25 protein-coding genes are annotated in these 24,864 nt (G+C 63.0%); 4 read left to right on the top strand and 21 right to left on the bottom strand.

Annotation, left to right across the window (positions count from 1 at the left end):
* Positions 1–247 precede the first annotated feature (247 nt).
* Positions 248–1,030 carry an alpha/beta hydrolase gene (locus ACN50D_RS05235; protein ID WP_211920147.1) on the bottom strand — a complete coding sequence of 261 codons (783 nt, stop codon included), beginning with the start codon at positions 1,028–1,030 and terminating at the stop codon, positions 248–250.
* A gap of 274 nt (positions 1,031–1,304) precedes the next feature.
* Between ACN50D_RS05235 and ccsB the strand changes: the two genes are divergently transcribed.
* Positions 1,305–2,264, top strand: a complete 960-nt coding sequence (ccsB, locus tag ACN50D_RS05240; RefSeq protein WP_007729846.1) for a c-type cytochrome biogenesis protein CcsB — start codon at positions 1,305–1,307, stop codon at positions 2,262–2,264.
* A gap of 13 nt (positions 2,265–2,277) precedes the next feature.
* On the opposite strand, the gene ACN50D_RS05245 is transcribed toward ccsB, so the two are convergent.
* From ACN50D_RS05245 to ACN50D_RS05280, 8 genes are all read right to left on the bottom strand, one after another.
* Positions 2,278–2,793 carry a DUF1990 family protein gene (locus tag ACN50D_RS05245; RefSeq protein WP_007729847.1) on the bottom strand — a complete coding sequence of 172 codons (516 nt, stop codon included), beginning with the start codon at positions 2,791–2,793 and terminating at the stop codon, positions 2,278–2,280.
* Positions 2,793–3,152: a VOC family protein gene (locus tag ACN50D_RS05250; protein WP_019748498.1), complete on the bottom strand. Its 360-nt coding sequence runs from the start codon at positions 3,150–3,152 to the stop codon at positions 2,793–2,795. Before ACN50D_RS05250 ends, ACN50D_RS05245 begins: the two co-directional genes overlap by 1 nt.
* 10 nt (positions 3,153–3,162) lie before the next feature.
* On the bottom strand, positions 3,163–3,804 hold the full coding sequence (locus ACN50D_RS05255; protein WP_019748499.1) for a ScbR family autoregulator-binding transcription factor: 642 nt from the start codon (positions 3,802–3,804) through the stop codon (positions 3,163–3,165).
* A gap of 159 nt (positions 3,805–3,963) precedes the next feature.
* Positions 3,964–4,884 carry a HAMP domain-containing protein gene (locus tag ACN50D_RS05260; RefSeq protein ID WP_007729850.1) on the bottom strand — a complete coding sequence of 307 codons (921 nt, stop codon included), beginning with the start codon at positions 4,882–4,884 and terminating at the stop codon, positions 3,964–3,966.
* A gap of 145 nt (positions 4,885–5,029) precedes the next feature.
* Positions 5,030–5,803: a cobalt-precorrin-6A reductase gene (locus ACN50D_RS05265; protein ID WP_050655277.1), complete on the bottom strand. Its 774-nt coding sequence runs from the start codon at positions 5,801–5,803 to the stop codon at positions 5,030–5,032.
* Positions 5,800–6,549, bottom strand: a complete 750-nt coding sequence (cobM, locus tag ACN50D_RS05270) for a precorrin-4 C(11)-methyltransferase (RefSeq protein ID WP_003944967.1) — start codon at positions 6,547–6,549, stop codon at positions 5,800–5,802. Before cobM ends, ACN50D_RS05265 begins: the two co-directional genes overlap by 4 nt.
* A complete protein-coding gene (gene cbiE, locus ACN50D_RS05275; RefSeq protein WP_192712398.1) occupies positions 6,546–7,829 on the bottom strand; it encodes a precorrin-6y C5,15-methyltransferase (decarboxylating) subunit CbiE in 1,284 nt (427 codons plus the stop codon). Before cbiE ends, cobM begins: the two co-directional genes overlap by 4 nt.
* Positions 7,826–8,587, bottom strand: coding sequence for an SDR family NAD(P)-dependent oxidoreductase (locus ACN50D_RS05280; protein WP_051649467.1), 762 nt, complete (start codon positions 8,585–8,587; stop codon positions 7,826–7,828). The genes cbiE and ACN50D_RS05280 overlap by 4 nt, the downstream gene beginning before the upstream one ends.
* 30 nt (positions 8,588–8,617) lie before the next feature.
* On the opposite strand from ACN50D_RS05280, the gene ACN50D_RS05285 reads away from it, so the two are divergent.
* The gene (locus ACN50D_RS05285) at positions 8,618–9,043 is read left to right on the top strand and encodes a PPOX class F420-dependent oxidoreductase (protein ID WP_030536346.1); all 426 of its coding nucleotides are present in this window, start codon (positions 8,618–8,620) and stop codon (positions 9,041–9,043) included.
* Here the strand turns inward: ACN50D_RS05285 and ACN50D_RS05290 are convergent, their stop codons facing one another.
* The gene (locus tag ACN50D_RS05290; RefSeq protein WP_030536345.1) at positions 9,044–10,180 is read right to left on the bottom strand and encodes a M24 family metallopeptidase; all 1,137 of its coding nucleotides are present in this window, start codon (positions 10,178–10,180) and stop codon (positions 9,044–9,046) included.
* A gap of 37 nt (positions 10,181–10,217) precedes the next feature.
* On the opposite strand from ACN50D_RS05290, the gene ACN50D_RS05295 reads away from it, so the two are divergent.
* Positions 10,218–11,183 (top strand): 5'-3' exonuclease, encoded by a 966-nt coding sequence (locus tag ACN50D_RS05295; RefSeq protein ID WP_058038861.1) that lies wholly within the window; start codon positions 10,218–10,220, stop codon positions 11,181–11,183.
* Between the two features lie 4 nt (positions 11,184–11,187).
* Here ACN50D_RS05295 and ACN50D_RS05300 read toward each other — a convergent pair whose 3' ends face one another.
* From ACN50D_RS05300 to pafA, 7 genes are all read right to left on the bottom strand, one after another.
* A complete protein-coding gene (locus ACN50D_RS05300) occupies positions 11,188–11,988 on the bottom strand; it encodes a DUF4333 domain-containing protein (protein ID WP_211920145.1) in 801 nt (266 codons plus the stop codon).
* A 52-nt stretch (positions 11,989–12,040) separates the two neighbouring features.
* Positions 12,041–14,752 (bottom strand): DEAD/DEAH box helicase, encoded by a 2,712-nt coding sequence (locus ACN50D_RS05305; protein WP_211920143.1) that lies wholly within the window; start codon positions 14,750–14,752, stop codon positions 12,041–12,043.
* Positions 14,753–14,800: 48 nt separating this feature from the next.
* Positions 14,801–15,829 (bottom strand): twin-arginine translocase subunit TatC, encoded by a 1,029-nt coding sequence (tatC, locus tag ACN50D_RS05310; RefSeq protein WP_003945030.1) that lies wholly within the window; start codon positions 15,827–15,829, stop codon positions 14,801–14,803.
* A 73-nt stretch (positions 15,830–15,902) separates the two neighbouring features.
* A complete protein-coding gene (gene tatA, locus ACN50D_RS05315) occupies positions 15,903–16,178 on the bottom strand; it encodes a Sec-independent protein translocase subunit TatA (RefSeq protein WP_003944836.1) in 276 nt (91 codons plus the stop codon).
* Positions 16,179–16,312: 134 nt separating this feature from the next.
* Positions 16,313–17,290, bottom strand: coding sequence for a helix-turn-helix transcriptional regulator (locus ACN50D_RS05320; RefSeq protein ID WP_030536343.1), 978 nt, complete (start codon positions 17,288–17,290; stop codon positions 16,313–16,315).
* The gene (locus ACN50D_RS05325) at positions 17,290–18,300 is read right to left on the bottom strand and encodes a helix-turn-helix transcriptional regulator (protein WP_042919732.1); all 1,011 of its coding nucleotides are present in this window, start codon (positions 18,298–18,300) and stop codon (positions 17,290–17,292) included. Before ACN50D_RS05325 ends, ACN50D_RS05320 begins: the two co-directional genes overlap by 1 nt.
* 110 nt (positions 18,301–18,410) lie before the next feature.
* Complete coding sequence (gene pafA, locus ACN50D_RS05330) at positions 18,411–19,769, bottom strand: Pup--protein ligase (protein WP_007729869.1); 1,359 nt, start codon at positions 19,767–19,769, stop codon at positions 18,411–18,413.
* Between the two features lie 144 nt (positions 19,770–19,913).
* On the opposite strand from pafA, the gene ACN50D_RS05335 reads away from it, so the two are divergent.
* Positions 19,914–21,332 carry a bifunctional phosphatase PAP2/diacylglycerol kinase family protein gene (locus tag ACN50D_RS05335; protein WP_172827081.1) on the top strand — a complete coding sequence of 473 codons (1,419 nt, stop codon included), beginning with the start codon at positions 19,914–19,916 and terminating at the stop codon, positions 21,330–21,332.
* Between the two features lie 37 nt (positions 21,333–21,369).
* Here the strand turns inward: ACN50D_RS05335 and prcA are convergent, their stop codons facing one another.
* The 4 genes from prcA to dop form a co-directional block, all read right to left on the bottom strand.
* Complete coding sequence (gene prcA / locus ACN50D_RS05340; RefSeq protein WP_003945006.1) at positions 21,370–22,137, bottom strand: proteasome subunit alpha; 768 nt, start codon at positions 22,135–22,137, stop codon at positions 21,370–21,372.
* Positions 22,134–23,012: a proteasome subunit beta gene (gene prcB, locus ACN50D_RS05345; RefSeq protein ID WP_054187394.1), complete on the bottom strand. Its 879-nt coding sequence runs from the start codon at positions 23,010–23,012 to the stop codon at positions 22,134–22,136. Before prcB ends, prcA begins: the two co-directional genes overlap by 4 nt.
* Positions 23,009–23,203, bottom strand: coding sequence for a ubiquitin-like protein Pup (locus ACN50D_RS05350; protein WP_003944925.1), 195 nt, complete (start codon positions 23,201–23,203; stop codon positions 23,009–23,011). Before ACN50D_RS05350 ends, prcB begins: the two co-directional genes overlap by 4 nt.
* Positions 23,204–23,351: 148 nt before the next feature.
* A complete protein-coding gene (dop, locus tag ACN50D_RS05355; RefSeq protein ID WP_003944852.1) occupies positions 23,352–24,851 on the bottom strand; it encodes a depupylase/deamidase Dop in 1,500 nt (499 codons plus the stop codon).
* Positions 24,852–24,864 lie beyond the last annotated feature (13 nt).

A 24,864-nucleotide genomic window follows, 5' to 3' on the forward strand; every position in this document is an offset into this window, starting at 1 on the left:
GGCGGACCGTAAGGACATATGTCGCCATCGAGCGCCTCAGCAAAAATGGCCAAGCTGGACGGCTACTAGCGAGCGAAGGATCGAAATCGCCACCATCGCGAGCGCCACAAAAATGATCATCTGAAAAGCTTTGGTCAAATTGATGCAGGATACGTTGACGCCACTACTTCGGGTCTTGCTGAGAAACGAAACCTGGTCGAGATCGTATCGGCGTCCGACACAGGCCGGACGCCGATACGTGTTCACGTCAGCTCACAGGAGCGCCACCGCTCCCGCCGAGGTGGCGGACGAAGAACCGAGCCGAACTGTCGCGCTCGTAGTCGGGCACCGGATAGTGCCTGCCCGAGTAGGCGTGCAGCGTCTTCTCCTTCGAGCCGAAGGCATCGAACAACGCTATCCCCGACGTGCGGTCGTAATCCTTGTCGTCCCAAGGGATCCGGTACTCGACCGGGACCGCGAGCTTTCGTGCCGCTTCGATGAGGGAGTCGTCCACAAAAACTCCCCCGAAGCTCACGGCAGCGATCCTGGATTCGACCGGGGCCAACATGAGCCCGGTCACGACCCCTAGCGACACGCCGCCAAAGCCGATCGGAGCGTCGGCGTTGACGTCGGGCAGCGTTTGCAGAGCGTCGATGGTCGCCTGCCATTCCGGCACTGCACGCTCCGCCAACGATCGGTTGTACTCGACGACGATCGGGGCGATCGGCTCGTGGGCCGCCCTAGCCTGGTGGATCGCCTCGACCCACTGTTCGTCCTGTGTGTTCCGCGGGCGGTCGCCGTGTCCGGGCGCGTCGATCGCGGCGACTGTGAACCCGCGGGAGCTCACACTGTGGAGTGCGCTGGCAACCAGTCCTGGTGCCTTCTTGTGCATGCCGCCGGAGTGCCCGGACAGCAGAAGGGGTGATTCGACAGATCCGGACGCGGGTGACCAGAGCACACCGGTGATGTCGTCCAGAATGAAATGGCGTTCGACGACCCCGTTCGACGTTGTCTCGGAAGTGAATTCGATGGTCTGAGAATTGGATTGCATGGTGTTACCTTTCGGGATTGCCCACTCGAGGCGCTCCCGGCGACACCTACGTCAATCGCCGATCCGTGAACACGAGTGGGAGCACCCACATGGTTACAGCGTTCATGGGTCTCACCTCCTGGCGTGTTGTCACGGTCTCGCACAAGCTATCAACCCCAACCGAAGCTCGTCCAATCATTTTCCGGGCCACTGATCCGACAGACGGCCCTGCCAGTTCTACGATCGTGTGTAGTAGATTCCAAATGACAACCAACCGGTCGTTATGAGGAGTCTGATGTCGGTAGATCCAGTTCTCGCGCAGTACAGCGACTACGCCTTCGCGTCGTCTTTCGCGATTTACGTTCTCGCCCTGGTTCTTTCCGTCGTCGACTTCTCCAGCACACCCCTCTCTGCCACGGTGCGACCGGCACTCGCACATGCCGGAAGTGCATCGAATCCTGCATTGCCCGGCCGGATCGCATTGCTGCCGAATCGAACCCGCGCCCATCGTGCGGGTCGCGCTGCCATGTCTCTCATCGTCGTCGCCCTGGTCCTCAACGTCACCGCGCTTGCACTTCGCGGCATCTCGACGCACCGATGGCCTCTCGGAAACCTCTACGAGTACGCGCTTTTCCTCAGCGCGGCATTGGTGGCATGCTGGCTGGTCATTCTGCGGCGGTACCCGATTCGATCGTTGACCATCTTCGTTCTGTCACCCACCGTGGTGCTTCTGTTCGTCGCCGCCGCAAGCATGTATGCCGAGGCAGCGCCGGTCGTACCCGCTCTTCGTTCGTACTGGATCGGCGTGCACGTCACGATCATCGTCGCCGCCTCCGGCATCCTTACGTTCGCAAGTTCGGTCAGCGCACTTTTCATGATTGCCGAGGTGGGCCCGCAGTCGAAGAAACGCGCGTTGCGTTGGATTGCGGCACGACTGCCGTCATCCGAATTGCTTGACCGCGTGGCCTACCGAACAACGGTCGTCGGGTTCCCGTTGTTCAGCATCGGGGTGATCTGCGGGGCGATCTGGGCGGAGGCCGCGTGGGGACGTTTCTGGGGCTGGGATCCCAAGGAGACGGTCTCGTTCATCTCCTGGGTTCTCTATGCCGCGTACCTCCATGCGCGCGCTACCGCCGGGTTGAAGAACATGCGTGCGGCATGGATCAATGTTGCTGCGCTCGCCACCATGCTTTTCAACATGTTTGCGATCAACTACGTCGTGTCGGGATTGCATTCGTACGCTGGATTGAATTGACGCCTACGACGGGTCAGACCCGCGATCGGGCGACGCTCTGGCGGACGGCACGGATGTAGCGGCGCGTGACAAACGCCTGTACTCGACGTCCGATCGGAGCGCCGAGACGCACCCACCACGTTCCGGGCTTGGAGAACGCAACGATCTCGATACGAACCGCTTGGCTGGCCTCGTCGAACTGGACGACAAACAATTCCTCCCCGCATTCGGGGTGACCGGCGCGGGTTCCGTACGCGAAGCCCTTGCGATTGGGTTCGTCGACGACATAGACGATCCGAACGGGGATAGTCACCGGACCGAGTCCGAAAGTCGCATCCTGACCCGCCACGGCGGTCGGGGCTGCCGTCCGTACGGCCAGTCCGGCTCCGCGGTGCATTCCCCAATTCGCGACGGTTCGAGCGGCAACCTCGAAATCCTCCCGTCCGGATCCGACCGTCGCGCTCTCGTGAACGTGGTGATAGCCGGCGGGGAGAACGCCTGACGTTGCGCCCACCTCGAGGTACGTCAGCCCGCCCGGGCGGGACGCCATCATTGCTCGCGTCGGTGGCTGAGGATGTTGATCACGTGGCCGTCGGGGTCGGCAGCGAAGAACCTGCGGACACCCCACGGCTCCTCGGTGACGGGATAGACGATGGTGTCGCCGCGCTGCACCGCGGCCTCGTACGCCGCGTCGAGATCGTCCACCTCGACGGAGACGTCCGGTACTACGGGCGCATGAGCGTCGTGCGTCATGACGCTGATCTGCAATGACGGATCCGTCGGCGAAGCCAACGTCACGATCCACCCGTGATCCATGACAACTTCGAGGCCCAGCACTTCGGTGTAGAAGCGCTGCGCGGCCTCGAGCGAACTACTCGACAGATCCGAAACTATCCGCGTGACGGCCATGTCCCGCAGGCTACGCCGCCGCCGGAGTCCACCGCGACTTGACGAGGCGCTCGATGTCACCGGAAAGTTCGTCGCTGACGATCCCCGGAAGCAGGATCTGCCACATCTCGTCGACACGATCCGGAAGATCCGAGCGTCGGGTGAGAACGTTCGAAACCAGCTGTACCCCCGTGAATGCCGAGGGCATGAACCTGCCGAACGATTCTGCGCTGACCGATTTTCGGATTTCACCTTCCGCCTGAGCTCTGGCGGTGAGATCGGTGATTGCCGAGATCCATTCGGCGTACGGTTCCACCGGCCCCTCGTACGTGCTCAGTTCCAGCGTGAGGCGAATGCCCGCGCGAACGATCGGCTCGTCGACAATCTGGCGTGCCATTTCGTGCGTGAGCATGATCATCTGTTCCAACGGGTCCTTGCCCGTCGCGGAAATCGCCTGCACCGACTCGATCGAGAGCCGATGCTGTTCGGCAATGATGAATTGCGCGAGCTCGTCCTTCGACGCGAAATGGAAATACAACGCGCCCTTGGTAGTACCGGCCCCCGAGACTATGTCGGCCATGCTGGTGCTGCCGTAACCAGTCTTCTCGAACTGCGCGGCCGCGCCGGCAACGATTTGCTGCCGAGTCAGCTCGGCGCGTGCTTGCTTGACCACTGAATCCCTCTCGTCCTCCAAAGGCCCCCGCCCAGCAAACCCCACGGTTCGCGCCACACTCCAGCTATACCCAAAAACTTCACAATTGCCCCACATTACCAGCGCTCCTTCCATTGCTTCAATTACGAATGCAACAAAGTCGCTGGTCAGACGTCCGATTTAGAGGGAATCTCCTCTCCCCAACGTGCTTTCGTCAACCCGCGCACGGTCCACCAACTCTCCGACGAGGAGCGTCAACTCCATCATCTGGTCGGTGATTTCCTCACGCAGCTGCGTTGCATCCGCCTCGGAAATCGCGCCGGACTTGGTATCGAAAGACATCAACAACTCGATATTGGTGCGAAGTGCAGTCAAAGGAGCCAGGAGGTCCTGGCCCGCTTCGGTGATCAGACTTCTCTGGCGTGCCCGCGATTCCGACAACGTCCCGAGCATCCGATTGAAACTGACTGTCAACGACGCCAACTCGTCGTCACCGGTCACCGGGATCGGCGCAAGATCATCCGTTTCGGCGACCCGCCGCGTCGCCGCAGTGAGTCGCGCGATCGGCCGTAATCCTGTGCGTGCCACAGCATCTCCGGCCGCGTAAGCTAGGGCGATTCCGGCCGCCCCGAGTGCCGCCAACACCACTGCCAGTCGCTTGAGTACCGAACGCGTCGGCCCCAGGGATTGCGCGACAACCAAAGTCTGGCCCGCAACCGAGGGCTCGACAAGAATTCGATACGCATCGACGGTTGCGATTGTCTGCGACGAATTGCCGTCTGCGATCGACCTGATGGCGTCTGCGCTGGTGCTGAACGGCGGCAGACCGGGAGTCGCCGTCACCAAGGCGCCGTCGGCAGTGAGAAGCCCCACCGCCTGGATGACCGCTGTATCCGCGCCGGCCGTCAATCCCAGAACCGGTGTGACACCGCCGAAATTGACGGTGTCGGTGATCGCGTCACTCGTGCGCTCGAGTTGCCGATCGACGTTGCCTTGCAAATACGCGTTGAACACTATGTACACCGCCGACGCCGACACGATCACCGCGATCGCCACCAGGCCTGCAGTCAGCAATTTCACGCGAGCATGGAGCGTCCGCACGTGAATTCCCGATGGTTTTCGACGGCTCATTCCGGGAACCGACACTCTCATGCGCGGTCCCGCAGTGCGGCGTCGAAAAATCCCAACATCCCTCCAGTATGGTCACGGAACCTTAGACGAACCTGAAGCGAACGCGATGTCGGCCTCACAGCGCCGTTCCACGACCGAAAGCCGTGAGCCAGTCCATCGCCTCGGCTTCGGTATCGAATGCCGGGACGGTCGCCGGGATCGGTGGTCGTTCGACGACGATCACCGGGATCGACAATTGCCTGGCTGCGGCGATCTTTGCGTACGTCTGCTCGCCGCCACTGTTCTTGGTGATCACGACGTCGATGCTGTGAGTTCGCATCAGATCGACTTCCGCTTCGATGTCGAATGGACCACGTGCGAGCAGCAATTGCGCGTGAGGCGGCAATGTCCCTGAAGGCGGATCGATCGAGCGCACGAGAAACGAGACGCTCTTCACGCGGTCGAACGCCGAAACTCCTTGCCTCCCGATCGTCAGAAAAGCGCGTGAGCCGACCGTCGGCACCAACTCTGCGGCGTGATCGAGATCGTGTGCCGGAAGCCAAGTGTCACCGAGTTGCTCGCGCCAGGGCGGGCGTCGGTACATGGCGTACGGCACGGAATTCGCAAGGCACGCTTCGAACGCATTCTGGGTGATGCGAGCGGCAAACGGATGCGTGGCGTCGAGCACTGCACGAATATCATTGGCCGACAACCACTCCGACAGCCCTTCGGCTCCCCCGAACCCGCCGATACGCACTTCCCCTTCCGGCCATCGAGGATCACGAACCCGGCCGGCCAGCGATGTGACAACCTCGAGGTCGGCTGAACCGGCCAAGCGAGAAGCGATCACTCGACCTTCGCCTGTGCCGCCGAGCAGGAGTACGCGGCGACGAGTACCTGTCGAGGTCAGTGTGTGCTTCTCTCGCGCGCTGCCGAGTAGAGGTAGCTGTCCGGAAACCCCTCCGCAGTCAACACTCGGCCGACGATCACGACGGCCGTCTTCGTGATGCCGGCCGCATGAACAAGTTCGACGATCGTCTTCAAAGTGCCTCGAACAACGATCTCCTCGGGCCGTGAGGCGAAGGCGACCACCGCGACCGGGCAATCCTCGCCGTAATTGTCGGCCAACTCGGATGCGATCTGTTCGATGCGATGAGCGCCGAGGTGAATCACCATCGTCGCGCCGCTGCGGCCGAGGGACCGCAGATCCTCGCCCTCCGGCATTGCCGTCGACAAGGTGGAGACTCGGGTGAGAACAATGGTCTGCGAGACGCCTGGGACAGTCAGCTCGCGCCCCAGCGCGGCTGCTGCCGCGGTAAATGCAGGAACACCGGGAATCATGTCGAAATCGACTCCTGCGGCGTCCAGGCGACGAGCTTGCTCTGCCACTGCACTGAAGATCGACGGATCACCGGAATGCAAACGCGCGACGTCCAGCCCAGCGGAATCCGCTTCGACAAGAATCGCGGTGATCTCGTCCAGGCTCAGCCGAGCAGTGTCCACGACCTGAGCTCCGACCGGGCACCACTCGAGCAACTCCGCTGGAACAAGGCTGCCTGCGTACAAGCACACAGGGCTCGCAGCGATGATCCGTTGCGCGCGGACAGTGATCAAATCTGCCGCACCGGGACCCGCACCGATGAAATGAACGGTCATTGTGTGGATTCCTCCGGCGTATCTGTGTCTGCGCCTGCAGACGGCTGACGTTTTGTGACGGACCATTGGACCACCGGAAGTTGCGGTCGCCAAACGTTGAACGTTCCCAACGGCTCGGCGCGCTGCACCTGAAAGCGTCGCAGCGTCCCACCATGGCGACTCATCCAGCCGAGCAGCAACGATTCGGACTCGGCGGTCACGGCGTTCGCGACCAGACGACCACCCACGCTCAACTGCTCCCAGCACGCTTCGAGCATTCCCGGTTGCGTGACGCCGCCGCCGACGAACACCGCATCGGGACGTCGAGTTTCGTCCGCAAACGCCTCCGGCGCGGCCCCTTTCACGTTCAACGCGGGCACGCCGAGATTGAGTGCATTGGCACCGATCTGCGACACGCGGCTCGCCACCTTCTCGAATGTTGTTGCAGTGCAACGTGGGTGAGTTCGCATCCACTCGATGGCGACGGTTCCCGACCCACCGCCCACGTCCCAGAGGTGTTCTCCCGGCGCCGGGGCAAGCGCGCACAACGTCAACGCACGGATCTCCTGCTTGGTCATCTGACCGTCGCCGACAAAAGCAGCATCCGGTAGCCCCGGGATTCGAGTCAGCCGCAAGAGAGGATCGGCCGCGATGCACTCGACGGCCAGAACGTTCAACGCGTCCACGTCCTCGTCCGCGTGATCCCACTCGTCTGCGACCGTGACGGTCCGCGATTCCCCGGCCCCGCCCAGCTGGGCCAGCACGGTCACGATCGATCGACCGAAGCCCGCGCCGGACAACAGACGTGCCACCTCCCCCGGTGTCGAGCGCCCGTTGCTCAACACCAGCAGTCGCGCACCGTCAGTCACGGAAGCCAATACTGTCGCCGAGTCTCGGTTGACCAGGCTCACGACGTCGATCTCGGCCGATGCCCATCCCATTCGCGCGCTCGCCAACGCCGCCGACGACGGGTGGGAGATCACTCGCACGTTGTCCGCGCCGAGCAGCCTGACCAATGTGACACCGAGACCGTGGAACATCGGGTCACCGCTGGCGAGCACGCATACTCTGCGGTCCGCGTTCTCGGCGAACATCGACGGCAACGCCGGAATCATCGGAGACGGCCAGGTCAGCCTGGTGGGCGCACGCCGTGCCCCGAGATGTGTCGCCGGGACCAAGTCCAATTGGCGCGGCGACCCCATCAGGACCTCCGCGCCCAGGATTGCGCCCTTTGCGCTCTCGGACAGCCCATCCCAGCCGTCGGCGCCGATGCCGACGATCACCACCGGGTGTGTGGTCATCGCGGCATCCGGCGCCAGATCGTCTGAGGCAGAAGCCGCATGACGAAGAACACCGGCTGCAGAATTCGCGGTACCCACACACGCGTCGCCCCGGAGTTCAGTCCCCGCACGACGGCGTCCGCGACCTGCGACGGAGTGCTCGACATAGGGGCAGGCGACATTCCCTCGGTCATCTTGCCGATGACGAACCCGGGCCGTACCAGCATCAATTGGACGCCCGAACCGTGCAGCGCGTCGCCGAGGCCGCTGGCAAAACCGTCCAAGCCGGCCTTTGCGCTCCCGTAGACGTAGTTGGCGCGGCGAACCCGGACGCCGGCGACGGACGAGAACACCACGATCTTTCCGGTTCCCTGTCCGCGCATGATCTCCGCGAGATGCGTGAGGATGCTGACCTGAGCCACGTAGTCGGTGTGCACCACCGCGACCGCGTGCGCCGCGTCGGTTTCGGCACGCGCCTGATCGCCGAGAATCCCGAAGGCCAGCACTGCAATCGAAATCCGGCCGTGCTCGGCCACTACGGCGCCCAGGAGGTCTCCGTGCGTGTCGACGGCGTCGGCGTCGAACTCGACGGTGGAGACGTCGACAGCGCCGGCGTTTTTGAGCATCTGCTCCTGCTCCGACAGCTCTCCGCTGCGTCTGGCAGCCAGAACGATGTTGCGGCCTGGCGCGAGCCTGACCGCGATCTCGAGGCCGATCTCACTTCGTCCGCCGAGGAGCAGTACCGTCTCGATGTCATTCACGTTCGCACCCGCAGTCACCGCTCCAGTGTCCTGGATTACCGTCGTGGCATGACGCTCACCCCCTCCACCACGCCATCGTCACAGCAGACTCTCACCGAAGACGGGCTGAAGTTCGTCGGTGAATACCACCTCGCGACACTCACGACGTTGCGTCCGAACGGCACCCCACACGTCGTTGCCGTCGGGTTCACCTGGGACCAGGAAGCCGGAAAGGCGCGCGTGATCACCAGCGGTGGCTCACAGAAGGCGATCAACGCAGCGCGTGGCGGATACGCCGCCGTCAGTTCGGTCGACGGTGGCCGCTGGCTCACGCTCGAGGGGCCGGCACGCGTGCTCACCGACGCGGACTCCGTGGCCGACGCCGTTCGGCGCTATGCCGAGCGGTACCGCCAGCCACGGGTCAATCCCGCGCGCGTGGTCATCGAAATCGACGTCACACGCATACTCGGGTCCGCTGCATTCAAGGAAAGCTGATCAGTCGAGGACAGTCAGGCCGTGCGGACGGTTGTTGAACGACTCGCAACCGTCCGCGGTCACGACGACGATGTCCTCGATACGGGCACCCCAACTGCCGCGGAAGTAGATTCCCGGTTCGATGCTGAAGGCCATACCTTCGACGAGTTCGATGGTGTTGCCCTCGACGATGTACGGCTCCTCGTGTACGGACAGCCCGATACCGTGACCGGTGCGGTGAACGAATACCTCTGCAAGCCCTTGTGCGGCAAGCACTTCGCGAGCTGCAACGTCCACGGATTCTGCGGAGATTCCTGGCCGCACCGAATCGACCGCAGCCTGCTGCGCCGCCTCGAGTACCGCGAACTGTGCGGCAACCTCCGCGGACGGCTGCCCCATGCTGTACGTGCGAGTGGAGTCCGAGTTGTATCCGGGCTCGACCGGTCCGCCGATGTCGATGACCACGATATCGCCGCTCTCGATCACCCGGTCCGAAACCTCGTGATGCGGATCGGCGCCGTGCGGGCCCGAACCGACAATCACGAACGCGGCCTCGGTGTGCCCCTCTTCGAGAATCGCCGCCGAAATCGCTTCGCCTACTTCAGCTTCCGTACGTCCGACGACCAAGAACTCGGCCATGCGGGCGTGAACACGGTCGATGGCCGCACCGGCTCGCCGCAACGCCTCGATCTCGGCGCCGTCCTTGACCATCCGCAATTCGCGCAAGACGCCGGTGGCGAGAATCGGCAACGCGCCCAAGGTGTCTGCGAGCGGGATCAGATGCAGCGCAGGCATCGCATCCGTCACCGCCACCTTCGCGCCGGTCGGGAGTTGCGCCGCCACAATCGCATACGGGTCGACACCGTCGACCCAGTCGAGGACGGTCAACCCGAGATCGCCCACTGCCGATTCCTTCAGCGACGCCAACTCCAACCGAGGAAGTACGACGGATGCCTTCGCCGTGTCCGCGGCGATGACCAACGCGGTCAAGCGCTCGAACGAGTCAGCCCGAGAACCCGTCAGGTACCGCAGATCCGGACCGGGAGTCACCACCAGACCGTCGAGACCTGCTGATCGAGCCAACTCGGCGGCACGAGCGATACGTGCGCCGTACACGGCGCTGGAGAATCGGGAATCCTGTTCGGCTGGAGACGTCATGGCTTACAGGTTAGTGCCGACTGGCAGGATGGTGACCATGAGTGGGCCATTGCTTCTCCTCGACGGTGCCAGCCTGTGGTTTCGTGCGTTCTACGCACTGCCCGAGTCATTCGTCGACCCCGACGGCAGACCTGTCAATGCGGTGCGCGGATTCACCGACATGGTTGCTTCCCTGATCACCAAACACCAGCCGAGTCGTCTCGCGGTGTGCCTGGACTTGGACTGGCGACCGCAGTTCCGCGTCGACGCCGTTCCGACGTACAAAGCACATCGCGTCGAGGAAGGCTCTGACGGTGCGTCCGAAGAAGTTCCGGACACGTTGACGCCTCAGGTCGACATGATCATGGACGTGCTCGCTGCAGCGGGTATCGCGACGGCGGGTGCAGTCGGACTCGAAGCCGACGACGTACTGGGAACGCTTGCCGCCACCGAGCGCGAAGATCTCACCGTCGTCGTCAGTGGTGACCGAGACCTACTGCAGGTCGTCACAGACGAGTACGTGCCCGTCCGTGTCCTGTATGTGGGCCGTGGCCTGTCCAAGGCGGAACTCTTCGGACCGGTCGAGGTTGCGGAGAAGTACGGAGTACCCGGTGACCGTGCGGGCGAGGCTTACGCCGAACTCGCGGTACTTCGCGGAGACGCCTCCGACGGTCTACCCGGCATCAAGGGTGTCGGTGAGAAGACTGCGTCGACACTGATGCTCCGTTACGGCTCGTTGGCCGGACTTCGGGCGGCCGCAGCTGATCCTGAATCGGATATGGCCAAGGGGATTCGCGCAAAACTGACCTCACCTGAGGCAATGGCTTACCTTGATGCTGCGTTGCCGGTCGTACGAGTGGTTCGCGACGCGGACGTTCAGTTCTCGAAGGACGACCGACTCCCGGCGACCCCCGTCGATCCCGCACGCCTCGAGGAAGTGGCGGCCTCGCTGAACATCGAGCGCTCGGCCGGCCGGCTTGCCGCCGCGCTCGAGGCTGCGGCGGCAAGCCGGTCCGACCAATAGGGCGTCAGCTCGGGCGGCTGACCTCGTACGTGCCGTTGTCGTCGACAAACGTCACGGTCACGTTCGACTTCACACCCGCGATCGAAAGCGTGCAGGTGAACTTGTTGCCTGACTTGACTTCCTGGTCCGCGGGGCACTGAACGTTGCTCACGTTCTTCGCCCCGTAGGACTCGGTGACGATCTTCTCGACGCCGGCCTGAGCCGCGCTCTGATCGAGTGTGTTCTTGCCGAAGACTCCGAACACCAGGGCCACCACGACAGCGGCAAGAACGACGAGAACGCCGATCGCACCGAAGATCAGGGGCTTCTTCGACTTACCCGACTGGTTTCCGGGCGCACCGGGACTCGGGAACGGCTGAGCCTGGTTCCACTGGTTCTGCTGTCCCGGAGTCTGCCCGGGGGCCGTGGCGCCCCACGCCTGCTGCGGTGCGGCAGCCGGAGGCTGACCCCACGCCTGGGTTGCGTCAGGTGACTGCTGTTGCCCGGGCTGACCCCACGGCTGTGCGGGAGGTTGTTGCTGGGGTTGTCCCCACGGCTGTTGCTGGCCGGGTTGTCCTTGTCCAGGTTGCTGCGGCTGACCGTACGCAGGCTGACCACCCGGCTGGCCGTAGGCAGGCTGTCCCCACGGCTGTTGCTGGCCGGGCTGCGGTGTTTGACCAGGCTGACCCCACGGCTGTTGCTGACCAGGCTGCTGTTGTCCGCCCGGCTGCTGAGGATTCTGCCCCCACTGCTGCTCGTTCGGCTGCTGCTGATCACCAGGACCCCATTGCCGATTCGGATCGTTCGGTCCGTAAGGCCCGCTCATGTTCGCCTCCCACTCGAAATACCAGTCTGCGAATCAAACCACATAGTTGCGGTCATGCTGCGTCGACAGCAACTACCCCGCGACGAATTGCAGCTACCGCCCGCGCCGCAGTCTTCGCGACGTCGGCATCCGTCGAAGTCAGGCGGACCTGATCGAGGAGATCGATCACCTGACGACACCAACGTACAAAGTCACCCGCAGACAGCGCACGACCCTGCACTCCGGCCGCGATCAGTGCGTCGACAAGCGAGTTTTCGCTCGCCCAGTGATAAACGGCAGTGACGAATCCGAGATCCGGTTCCCGCGTCGGCGGCAGCTTGTGGCGAATCTCGTCCGACCGCAGTTCGCTCCACAATCGTTGAGTGTCGTTGAGGGCGTGACGAAGCGCCGCTGTCGGCACCCGATCCACGGTGTCCCCGTCCCGACGTGATTCGTAGACCACCGAGGACACGACGGCCGCCAACTCAGCCGGGCTGAGACCTGTCCACGCCCCGGTCCGCAGGCATTCGGCGACCAGAAGGTCGCTTTCCGAGTAGATGCGGCTGAGTCGTCGTCCGGATTCGGTGACTTCGGGCGCTGCTTCGGCAGTCATGTACTCACGCTCTTTGAGTAGCGCAATGATGCGGTCGAACGTCCGCGCCAACGAGTTGGTGGTGGCCGCAGCCTTTTCCCTCATCGACTGCGTTTCCCTGGCCAGCCGGTTGTAGCGCTCACCGATCCGGCTCAGATGTTCACGATCGGGCCAGCTATGGCACGGATGCGAGCGAATAGCACGTCGCAAAGTAGCGACCTCGGCATCTTCGGATGCGCCCGCCTTGCGGCGCTTCTTTCGCCGGGGGGCACTGATCCCGGTACTACGCAACGCCGAGGCCAGATCGCGCCGGATCCGGGCGGTGTGGTGATCGACATGCTTGGGCAGTCGCATCTTTCCCAGAACGTCGGCTGCTTCCGGGAAATCACCCGAGGAGAGTCGGCCGGCCCACTGGTCGGCAGTCAGAACCAGCGGACGCGGGTCCTTCGGATCGTTGTCCGGGACGAGGACCACCGCCACCCCGGAATGACGACCGATGGGAATTGCGATCACGTCACCGCGGGCGAGTGCACGAAGGGACTCCACCGCATCTCCGCGTCGGTCTTCGCGGCCCTTACGTTCGAGCGCGCGCTCGCGCGCACTGAGCCGCTCACGCAACGACGCGTATTCGAAGTATTCGCCGTCCGCACCGCCGAGTTTCTCCTGCAAACCCTTCAGTGCTTCTTCGTTCCGCTCGATGCCACGCACCAGGCCGACCACCGAGCGATCCGCTTGGAACTGCGCGAAGGAACGTTCGAGCAGCTTCCGTGAATCCGCCGCGCCCATGCGCTCGACGAGATTGATCGACATGTTGTACGAGGGGCGGAACGAACTGCGGAGCGGGAACGTCCGTGTCGACGCCAAGCCGGCGACATCCGTCGGCTCGACCCCGGGCTGCCACAGGACCACAGCGTGGCCTTCGACGTCGATGCCGCGTCGGCCGGCCCGACCCGTCAGCTGCGTGTACTCCCCCGGCGTCAGTTCGGCGTGCGATTCACCGTTGTACTTGACCAGACGTTCGAGCACCACCGTGCGTGCCGGCATGTTGATGCCGAGGGCCAGCGTCTCGGTCGCGAAGACCGCCCGCACGAGCCCCTTGACGAACAGTTCCTCGACTGTCTGGCGGAATGCCGGCAGCATGCCGGCATGGTGAGATGCCAGTCCGCGTCGTAGTGCCTTGCACCAGTCCCGATATCCGAGAACTTCGAGATCCTCTTCGGGTAGTTCCCCGGTGTGTTTCTCGATGATGGTGTCGATCTCGCGGACCTGCTCCGGCGAAGTGAGATCCAGTCTGGACCGCAGGCACTGTGCAAGAGCCGCATCACAACCGGCGCGGCTGAAGATGAAAGTGATGGCCGGGAGCAGTCCGGACTGATCGAGCTGAGCGATGACGTCAGGTCGTGGCAAGGGCCGGAAATCGTTGGAACTCTGGTAGCTGCCGCGTCGTCCGCGGCCACGCGGCTGCCAGCTCTCGACGCGTTCGAGAGCCTGACGCTGCTTGACGTGGCGAACCAGATCCTGATCGACGAGCACGGTCATCGGCCCGGCAGCAGGATGACTACGACTGTCGAAGAGATCGAAGATTCGCCTACCGACCATGATGTGCTGCCACAGCGGGATCGGCCGAGTCTCGTCCACGACCACAGTGGTGTCGCCGCGGACGGTTTCCATCCAGGCACCGAATTCTTCGGCATTGCTCACGGTCGCCGACAAACTCACCAGGCGTACGTCCTCGGACAAGTGCAGAATCACTTCCTCCCACACCGCCCCACGGAACCGGTCGGCCAGGTAATGCACTTCGTCCATGACGACGTGCGAAAGCCCGCGCAGTGCCTCGGAGTTGGCGTAGAGCATGTTCCGCAGGACTTCGGTGGTCATGACGACCACCGGTGCGTCGGAGTTGATACTCGAATCACCCGTCAGCAGACCGACTTCGCCGGGGCCGTACCGCTCGACGAGTTCGGCGTACTTTTGATTGCTCAACGCTTTGATCGGCGTCGTGTAGAAACACTTGCGGCCCGCCGCCAGAGCCAGGTGGACAGCGAACTCGCCGACCACGGTCTTGCCTGCACCGGTCGGCGCGCAGACAAGGACGCCGTGGCCCGCTTCGAGCGCAACGCATGCCTTCACCTGGAATGGATCGAGTTCGAACTTCAGGCTGGACGCGAACGTGCTCAGTTCACTCTTGTTCATAACCACCTCGTCAGGGTTTCACACGCCGCCGACGTGGTGGCACGGCGCTCAGAGAGTGTCAGTGAAATCCTGGCCGGGCGCGTTGTCGCCGGCGGTGTCGGATTTCTCCGCGACCGGAGCCTTGGACTTGGACTTACGTCCGAACAATCCACTCGATTCGGCCTTGGGTTTGGTCGGATTGTCGAAAGCCTCGTTCAGATCGGACGGAGCCGAGATGGAGGAAGCTTCCTCGTCGGACAGTGCGCCCCAGTCTTCACCGGCTCGCTTGGCCTTACGTTTGTCGTTGAGGCGAGCGATCTGGACCGCGACCTCGAAGAGAAGCGTCAGAGCCAGCGCGAGCGCCAACATCGAGAACGGATCCGACCCTGGCGTGGCAACTGCAGCGAATACGAAGAGCCCGAAGATCAATCCTCGACGCCAGGCCTTCAAACGCTCGTACGTCAGAATGCCGGCAAAGTTCAACACGACGACGAGCAGTGGAATTTCGAAGCTGACGCCGAAGATGAGCAGCAGATTGATGATGAAGCCGAAGTACTCCGAACCACTGAGCGCGGTGATCTGGACGTTGTCACCGATGGTCAGGAGGAAGTGCAAAGCCTTCGCCACGACGAGGTACGCCAGGATTGCGCCGAGAATGAAGAGAGCGGCACCTGCGGTGACGAATCCGACCGCGTAGCGACGCTCTTTGGCGTAGAGGCCCGGGGTGATGAATGCCCACAATTGGTAAAGCCACACCGGGCAGGCAAGAACGATGCCGGCGGTGAGCGCCACTTTGAATCGCAGCATGAACTGCTCGAACGGCCCGGTCGCCAGCAATCGGCACGCGTCGTCGGTGCTGAGGTTGGCGCGACTCTCGGACGGAAGCTCACAGTACGGTCCGCGAAGCAGATCGCCCAGACTTTCGAGACCGAGTATCGAGTGTGAATACCAGAAGAAGCCGAACGCCGTGGTGATGATCACGCCGAGGAATGCGAACAACAAACGAGTCCGCAATTCGTACAGGTGGTCGACCAACGACATGGTGCCGTCTGGGTTGACCTTCCGCTTGCGGTTACGCGGGTCTAACGGAATACGCACTGTGCATCCTGGTCTTGGTCAGCAGACAACCGGGGTGAACGAATATTTCACCCCGGCTAGAACGCAGTGTGTACTAGAGCGGCTTGACTTCGGTCGGCTGCGCAACAGGTGCTGCTGCACCGTTTGCGACCACCGCGGTGTTGGCCGTCGGCAACTGTGCCGGAGCAGGCTGTGCGACCGGCGCGCTTGCGGGCGCCGCATCGTCGTTCTGCATTTCCTTGACTTCGCTCTTGAAGATGCGGAGGGAACGACCCAGACCGCGTGCTGCATCGGGAAGCTTCTTCGACCCGAACAGAATTACGACGACAACAGCGACAATCAGCCAATGCATCGGCTGCATTGCACCCATAACGACCTCCCATGATCAGATTCCTCGATGCTACCGGACACAACCGGCGCTCGGAGGTGCCAAAGCACTTACTTCAGCTACCTTTTACCTGTTTGTTTCCTGCGAACTCACTGAACGTGAAGTTTCCCGAAGTTTTACGAACCGATTACGTCATAGGCGTCGAGCGCCGCAACGGCTCGATCATGGACTTCGGAGACCAGTTCCGGCGGATGAAGGACCCGAACGCCCTCACCGAATCCCAACACCAGCCTTGCCATCCATTCAAGTGTTCCGAAACTCATCGTCGCCTCGACCGACCCGTCGTCGTTCACGTGCTCGACGTCCAACGGGTAGTAGTCGAGCATCCACACCCACTCTTTGGTGATGAACAACCGCGCTTCCGGAAGGGAACCGTCGCCGCTGAACAATTCGAGATTCGAATCCTCCTCGAGGGCCTGCGGCGGCGGGTCGGCGGGCTCGTCGAGTTGGACGGCGGCGTCGATCCGATCGAATCTGAACAACCGCACGCCCTCGGCTTGACGGCACCACGCCTGGAGGTAGCTGTAGTTGTCGACCAACACGATACGAACGGGGTCGACGATGCGCTCGGAGACCGCGTCACGCGAGGCCGAGTAATACGTCAATCGCAGGGCGGTCTTGTCTGCGAGCGCGGCTCTGACCGTCGCGGCTATCGGGTCTTCGGCGATGTCCGGCGCAGGCGATGTGTCCCGGTCCTGACCGATGGCTCGTGCCGCGGCCGAGCCTGCTGCGTCCTCGATCTTCGCGATGGCACGCTGCGCCGAGGACGGATCGACCATGCCCGGCATTTCCACCAAGGACCGCAGGGCGATCAGCAACGCCGTCGCCTCCGTCGAGGTGAGGCGCAACGGGCGATCGATCCCGGCCGAGAACGTGACCTCGATACTTTCCTCGGAGAAGGACAGGTCGATGAGATCACCGGGACCGTAACCGGGCAGTCCGCACACCCACAGTTGATTGAGGTCGGTCATCAGTTGAGTGGTGCTGACACCGAGCTCCTCGGCGGCCTCGGCGGGACTGATGCCAGGATTCGCGATGAAGTACGGCACGAGGTTGAGCAGCCGTGCCAACCGCGACGACAGTCGATTGCTCATCAGTGGTCCCCCTGTCCATGGCCGGTGATCGGGCTCGCCGCGGCGGCGCGCAGCTTCGCGACGACCTCAGCACGCAAATCCGGTGGGTCCAGCACCAATGCGTCCAACCCGTGACCAGCGATCAACCGAGCGGTCCATTCCCAGGATCGAACGGGGATGGCCAGCACGCTGCCGTCGCGATCGGTCAACCGCCGTTCGGACGACGACGTCGCAAGCCGCCGAAGCTCATGGGCGCGGCCGTCTGCGACCCATACCGTAGCCGTCCCGGTCACGACGCCCGAACCGGTCACGCGATCGACGACCTCGCGAAGGTCGACACCTTCAGGTTTGTGAACCGAACCGGCCGGGCCGAACTCCCTGACGTCGTCACCGATCCGTGAGAGCCGGAAGGTCCTCACCGCATCACGGTCGACGTCGTGCCCGACCAGGTACCACTTGCCGTTGTGCGTGACGACGCCCCACGGCTCGACGGTGCGCTCGGTGAACGGTTCGTTCAATGCGCCGCGGTGCTGAAAATGAACTGCTCGGCCGGCGTCGACCGCTGCAAGAAGCTTGCCGAGCGCGGGCTCCGAACCGCGGGTGCGCGCGGGAATCGCGGTGACCGGGGCGGCACTGACTTCTGAGTCGACCTGGACGCCGGCCGCTCGGAGTTTGAGTAGTGCACTCTGGGCTGCCGAAATCAGTTCCGGCGACTCCCACAACTGCACCGCGACGGCGACTGCAGCAGATTCCTCGCTGGTGAGGTCCACGTCCGGAAGCTCGTAGGCATTGCGATTGATCCGATACCCCTCGACGGTCGAGAACCGTCCTGCCAGACCGGTTTCCAACGGGACACCCAGGTCACGAAGTTCGTTCTTGTCGCGCTCGAACATGCGACTGAACGCTTCGTAGTTCGCGGAATCGTTGTACCCGGCCACACTGTCACGGATTTTCTCCGCCGTGAGGAACTGTCTGGTGGACAGCAATGCGATCACCAGGTTCATCAACCGCTCGATTTTTGATGTCGCCACGCCGAAATCCTAGTGGCTATCCGATAACCGAACGCGCGCCGGACACTTTCGTGCCCGGCGCGTCGCCGCAAAACAGACCTGCCGTCTTGTACATCTCGAAATTGAGTGACCTACATCGAAGCGATCAAACGCTCGACACGCTCGTCGACGGAGCGGAACGGGTCCTTGCACAGCACCGTTCTCTGCGCCTGATCGTTGAGCTTGAGGTGAACCCAGTCGACTGTGAAGTCCCGGCCTGCTGCCTGGGCTGCGGTGATGAAGTCGCCCCGCAATTTGGCGCGCGTGGTCTGCGGCGGATTCTCGACGGCGTCGTCGATCGTTTCGTCCTCGGTGACCCGCTTGACCAAGCCCTTGCGCTGGAGAACGTCGAAGACACCCCGGCCGCGTTTGATGTCGTGGTACGCCAAGTCGAGCTGCGCGATCTTGGGATCGGACAGATCGAAACCGTGACGGTCCTGGTAGCGCTGGAACAGCTTGCGCTTGATGACCCAGTCGATCTCCGTGTCGACCTTCGCAAAATCCTGAGCTTCGACGGCATCGAGGGTGCGACCCCACAGGTCGACAACCTGCTCCACCTGCGGGTCCGGTTCGCGGTTACGCAGATGTTCGACTGCCTTGGCGTGGTATTCGCGTTGAATATCGAGGGCACTGGCCTGACGTCCACCAGCAAGGCGAACCGGCTTTTTACCGGTCACGTCGTGACTGACCTCGCGGATGGCACGAATCGGGTTGTCCAGCGCGAAATCGCGGAACGACACCCCGGCTTCGATCATCTCGAGCACCAGTGCGGCAGAACCGACCTTGAGCATCGTCGTCGTTTCGGCCATGTTCGAATCGCCGACGATCACGTGCAGGCGGCGGTACTTCTCGGCGTCCGCGTGCGGTTCGTCGCGGGTGTTGATGATCGGACGCGAGCGAGTGGTAGCCGACGAGACGCCCTCCCAGATGTGTTCCGCGCGCTGCGAGAGGCAGAACGTCGCGGCCTTCGGAGTCTGCAGTACCTTTCCGGCGCCGCAGATCAACTGGCGCGTGACGAGGAACGGCAACAAGACATCCGAAATGCGGGAGAACTCACCGGCGCGCGCGACGAGAAAGTTCTCGTGGCAGCCGTACGAGTTTCCGGCCGAGTCGGTGTTGTTCTTGAAGAGATAGATGTCGCCACCAATACCCTCCTCGGCGAGTCTCGCCTCGGCGTCGATCAGCAGTTCTTCGAGCACACGCTCACCGGCACGGTCGTGATTGACCAGCTGGATGAGGCTGTCGCACTCGGCCGTCGCGTACTCCGGGTGCGAACCCACATCCAGGTACAAGCGGGCTCCGTTACGGAGGAAGACGTTGGAGCTGCGACCCCACGACACGACACGACGGAAGAGGTAACGAGCAACCTCGTCGGGGCTCAGTCTCCTGTGCCCGTGAAAGGTGCAGGTAACGCCGAATTCCGTCTCGATACCCATGATTCGTCTCTGCACACTTCGACAGTACAACCAGAATGCGAGGTTCACCCGTGTACTTCGATCGCGTCGTAAGTCACGACTCGACAACGTCGGGCGGCAGCATAGTGTGACGGTGTGAGCCTTATTCGCCGAAAAGTTGTCCGAAGCGACGTCAAAGTCATGGAAAGCACTGGAGCACTGCGCCCTTCCGTGCTCGACCCGACCATGCGGTTTCTCTCCAGAGCCGCCGATCACGGCGTTTTGTGGATGGTTGTCGCCGCCTTGCTCGCGATGATCGGCGGGCGGCCCCGTAGGGCAGCAGCACGCGGGCTGCTCGCACTGGCCGGTTCCAGCGCGCTGGCCAACGGCATACTCAAGCCCCTCTTTCCCCGCCGACGCCCACCGGCACGCGTCTGGCTGAGCCCGAAGCGAGGCGTCGACATTCCGACGTCGTCCTCGTTCCCCTCCGGACATTCGTCTTCGGCCGCGGCATTCACCGCGGCAGTGGCCATGGAGTCCCCGGTTGCTGGAGCTGCTCTCGCACCACTGGCCGCAGCAGTGGCGTACTCACGCGTTCACAACGGAGTCCACTGGCCGTCCGACGTCTTCGCAGGCCTCGCGGTCGGCGGTGCTATCGCTGCCGGCACGCGTCGTTGGTGGGCGGTACGCGACGAAGAGCCCGCCGAACTCGGACCCGAGTGCGTGGTTCCCGCGCTCCCGCGCGGAGAAGGCTTGTTGGTCTTCACCAATCCTGGTTCAGGCTCCGAGGACGACGGGATCGTGGAATCGATTCGAGAACTACTACCTGCGGCGATCGTCTACGAGTTCGACGCGGACATCGACTTCGACATGCAGATCGATGCCAAGATCCCCGAGCTCTCGCCGAAAGCGTTGGGTGTATGCGGCGGCGACGGAACAGTGGTCACGGTCGCGACCGCGGCGACAAAGCACGAGCTACCACTTGCGGTTTTTCCCGGCGGAACATTGAACCATTTCGCCCGCGACGTCGGGGCGGTGAATGTCGAGGAGACCGCACAGGCAGTCGAGTCCGGTCAGGCGGCATTCGTCGACCACGCGGTGGTGCGCACGGATTCCGGAGTGACTGCACGGTTTCTCAACACAGCCAGCCTCGGTGGATACCCGGATGCTGTGCGCCTGAGGGAAAAATGGGAACCGCGTTTCGGTAAGTGGCCGGCCGCAGGAGCCGCGATGATCCGGGTTCTCGCAGCGGCTGAGCCGATGACGGTGACCATCGACGGGAAGCGGACCACAATCTGGATGCTGTTCGTCGGAAACGGGCGATACTCCCCCGCCGATCAGGTGCCGATGTCGCGTCCGGAGATGAACCGTGGACTACTCGACGTCCGCTATCTGCGCGCGGATAAGAAATTCTCGCGCTCACGTCTGCTGTTTGCGGCTGCCACAGGAACATTGGGCAGCTCGCGGGTCTACGTTCGCGAACTCGTCTCGTCGATGTCGGTTCGAGTCGCCGATTCACCGGTAGCCATCGCCACCGACGGTGAAGTGGTGGCAGACGCGCGCCGGTTCGATTTCGACACCGAACCGGGCGCGGTGGCCGTCTACCGAGTCACTCAGTAACTCCAGACCTGCAGTAACTCCCAGACCTACGGAGTATCTACGAGGGTGCGTCGCCGTTTGCCGGCGGCGCATCCTCGACTGCTGCCGGAGCTGGAAGCATCTCTTCCAAAACCGTTCCAGCGATCCGTTTGAACGCACGGCGTGGACGATTGCTGTCGAGTACGGCAACCTCGAGTGCACTCACATCGAGAGTTCGTGGTTCCGCCTCAGTGGTTCCGGCCGGTGCCGGGCCGCCCTTTTGGAGCGCCCCGACTGCAATCCGCACTGCGGATTCGAGGTCGAGGTCTCGCTGGTACGACTCGCGCATCGCCGTCACGATCGGTTCGGTCGTGCCGCCCATGACCACGAATTCCTGCTCGTCCGCGATGGATCCGTCGTACGTGATCCGGTAGAGCTGAGCCGGCGTACTGCTTCCGAAGCGACCGATCTCGGCAACACAGATCTCGACCTCGTACGGCTTGGGCTGCTCGGTGAAGATCGTTCCCAGGGTTTGTGCGTACGCATTGGCGAGCGAACGCCCGGTGACGTCCCGACGGTCGTACGAGTACCCACGCATGTCTGCGTGGACGATGCCCGCGCGGCGCAGATTCTCGAACTCGTTGTACTTGCCCACTGCCGCGAATCCGAGACGGTCGTACAGTTCGCTGACCTTGTGCAGAGCACGCGACGGATTCTCGGCGACAAAGAGCACTCCGTCGCGGTAGGTGAGAACGACGACGCTGCGCCCGCGGGCAATTCCCTTGCGCGCCAATTCCGAACGATCGCGCATGATCTGTTCGGCTGATGCGTAATACGGCATCGTCATAGCGCAGACTCCCCTTCCGGACTCGCGGTCGCCGTGCGAGCCGCGACGATCTCCCTGGCGATCTCGGCAGCCCTGGTGGGCGACAACTCCACAGCGCCCGCCGAGGTGATGGTGACCGCCGTCGGATAGATCCCTCGTGTCAGATCAGGACCACCGGTAGCCGAATCGTCATCTGCCGCGTCGTAGAGCGCCTCGACGGCGAACCGAAGCGCGGTGTCCTCGTCGATTCCCGGTGAATACAGCTTCTTGAGCGCCGATTTCGCGAACAGGGAGCCGGATCCGACTGCGTGATAGCCCGCGCGCTCCTCGTATCGCCCACCGACGACGTCGTAGGAGACGATGCGACCGGCGGTGGACGGATCGACCGCGTCCAGGTCGTAACCCACGAGCAGTGGCACAACCGCCAAACCTTGCATCGCTGCTCCGAGATTTCCTCGAACCATCGACGAAAGTCGATTGGCCTTGCCGTCGAACGTGAGTGGGACGCCTTCGATCTTCTCGTAATGTTCGAGCTCGACCGCGAAGAGCCGGACCAGTTCGATTGCGATCCCGGCCGTACCGGCAATACCCGCAGCCGAGTAGTCGTCCGTGACGTACACCTTCTGCACGTCACGGCTGGCGATGAGATTGCCCATCGTCGCTCGGCGATCACCCGCGAGCAGAACACCACCCGCATAGCTGATCGCGACGATGGTGGTGCCGTGCGGAGCTACGTCTCCCCCGCCCATGACAACACCTCCTGTGTCGGCGAAGCGGTTCTGCGGAAGATGCTCCGGTGCATGCACCCGAAGGTATTCCGAGAATGACGACAGATTCGAGCCGAAGCTCAACCGTGTGTCCCCGTCTGTGATCCGGGGCGCGCGATCCACCGTCACTGGCCGCCCTTCTGGACGTAGGCACGGACGAAGTCCTCGGCGTTCTCTTCCAACACGTCGTCGATCTCGTCGAGCAGGTCGTCGGTTTCTGCAGCGAGCTTCTCGCGACGTTCCTGGCCGGCACTGCCGTCGCCACCAGTGGTTTCGTCGTCTTCGCCGCCACCGGCACGCTGCGTCTGTTCTTGAGCCATCGCCGTCGACCTCCTTGTGTGAAGGGAGCTCTCGCGAGCATCCTGTTCGGCCCAGCAGAGTCGGTAACTGATCCCGCTCGGACCTTCACCCTACCGAGCGGCACCGTCAGGTGTGGAGAGACGCGACGGCGAGCCGCATCGGCTGATTTCAGTGAGTGAGCTGATCAACCAGTTCCGCGGCGCTGTCCACGGAGTCGAGCAACGCTCCGACGTGCGCTTTGGTACCTCGAAGCGGCTCGAGGGTGGGGATACGGATCAACGATTCACCGCCGAGATCGAAGATGACCGAATCCCAGCTCGCGGCCGCGATATCGGCACCGAATCGGCGTAGGCACTCGCCCCGGAAGTATGCGCGAGTGTCGGTGGGAGGGTTCGTGACCGCGTCGAGAACCTGCTGTTCGGTGACAAGCCGCTCCATGGAGCCGCGAGCAACCAGGCGGTTGTACAGGCCCTTGTCGAGTCGCACGTCGGAGTACTGCAGATCCACCAGATGCAATCGCGGCGCCGACCACGCGAGTCCCTCACGATTGCGGAACCCTTCGAGCAGACGCAGTTTGGCCGGCCAGTCGAGGATGTTCGCGCACTCCATGGGATCGCGCTCGAGGAGATCGAGAACCATCGCCCACTTGGCGACGATATCGTCCGCTCGCGGATCACGATCGGTCTCACGGTCGAGGAACTTCGAGACACGTTCGAGGTAAATGCGTTGCAGCGCAAGCCCTGTCAGTTCACGTCCGTCGGCCAGCGCAACGGTCTTGCGCAGAGTGGGGTCGTGACTGATGTGGTGGACGGCGGTGACCGGACGCGCCAGTTGCAGATCGGTGAGGTCGACACCTGCCTCGATCAGGTCGAGTACCAGCGCCGTTGTTCCCACCTTGAGGTACGTCGACATCTCCGCGAGGTTCGCGTCACCGATGATGACGTGCAGGCGGCGATACTTGTCCGCATCCGCGTGCGGTTCGTCGCGGGTGTTGATGATTCCGCGCTTGAGAGTGGTCTCGAGGCCTACTTCGACCTCGATGTAGTCGGATCGCTGCGAAAGCTGGAATCCGGCCTCGTCGCCGGACTGACCGAGACCCACACGCCCGGAACCGCAGATGACCTGCCGGGACGCGAAAAACGGCGTCAATCCTGTCACGATCGAGGCGAACGGGGTCTCACGTGAGCAGAGGTAGTTCTCGTGCGTGCCGTACGAGGCACCCTTGCCGTCGACGTTGTTCTTGTACAGCTGGAGCCGAGGCGCACCCGGCACGCTGGATGCGTGCCGCGCAGCCGCTTCCATGACGCGTTCGCCGGCCTTGTCCCAGATCACGGCGTCGAGCGGGTCGGCGACCTCGGGCGCCGAATACTCCGGATGTGCGTGGTCGACGTACAACCGTGCCCCGTTGGTGAGAATCATGTTCGCGGCGCCGATCTCGTCCGCGTCGATCACCGGCGCGGGACCGCTCATTCGCCCCAGATCGAAGCCTCGGGCATCTCGCAGCGGAGATTCGACCTCGTAATCCCAGCGTGTGCGCTTGGCCCGTGGCACGCCCGCTGCGGCGGCGTAGGCAAGCACCGCCTGGGTTGAAGTGAGAATCGGATTCGCCGACGGCTCACTGGGTGAAGATATTCCGTATTCGACCTCGACACCGATGATCCGCTGCATGACACAAGAGCCT

Origin of the sequence: Rhodococcus sp. SB1D (genome assembly GCF_048573875.1) — a bacterium.
Taxonomy (GTDB): domain Bacteria; phylum Actinomycetota; class Actinomycetes; order Mycobacteriales; family Mycobacteriaceae; genus Rhodococcus_F; species Rhodococcus_F qingshengii.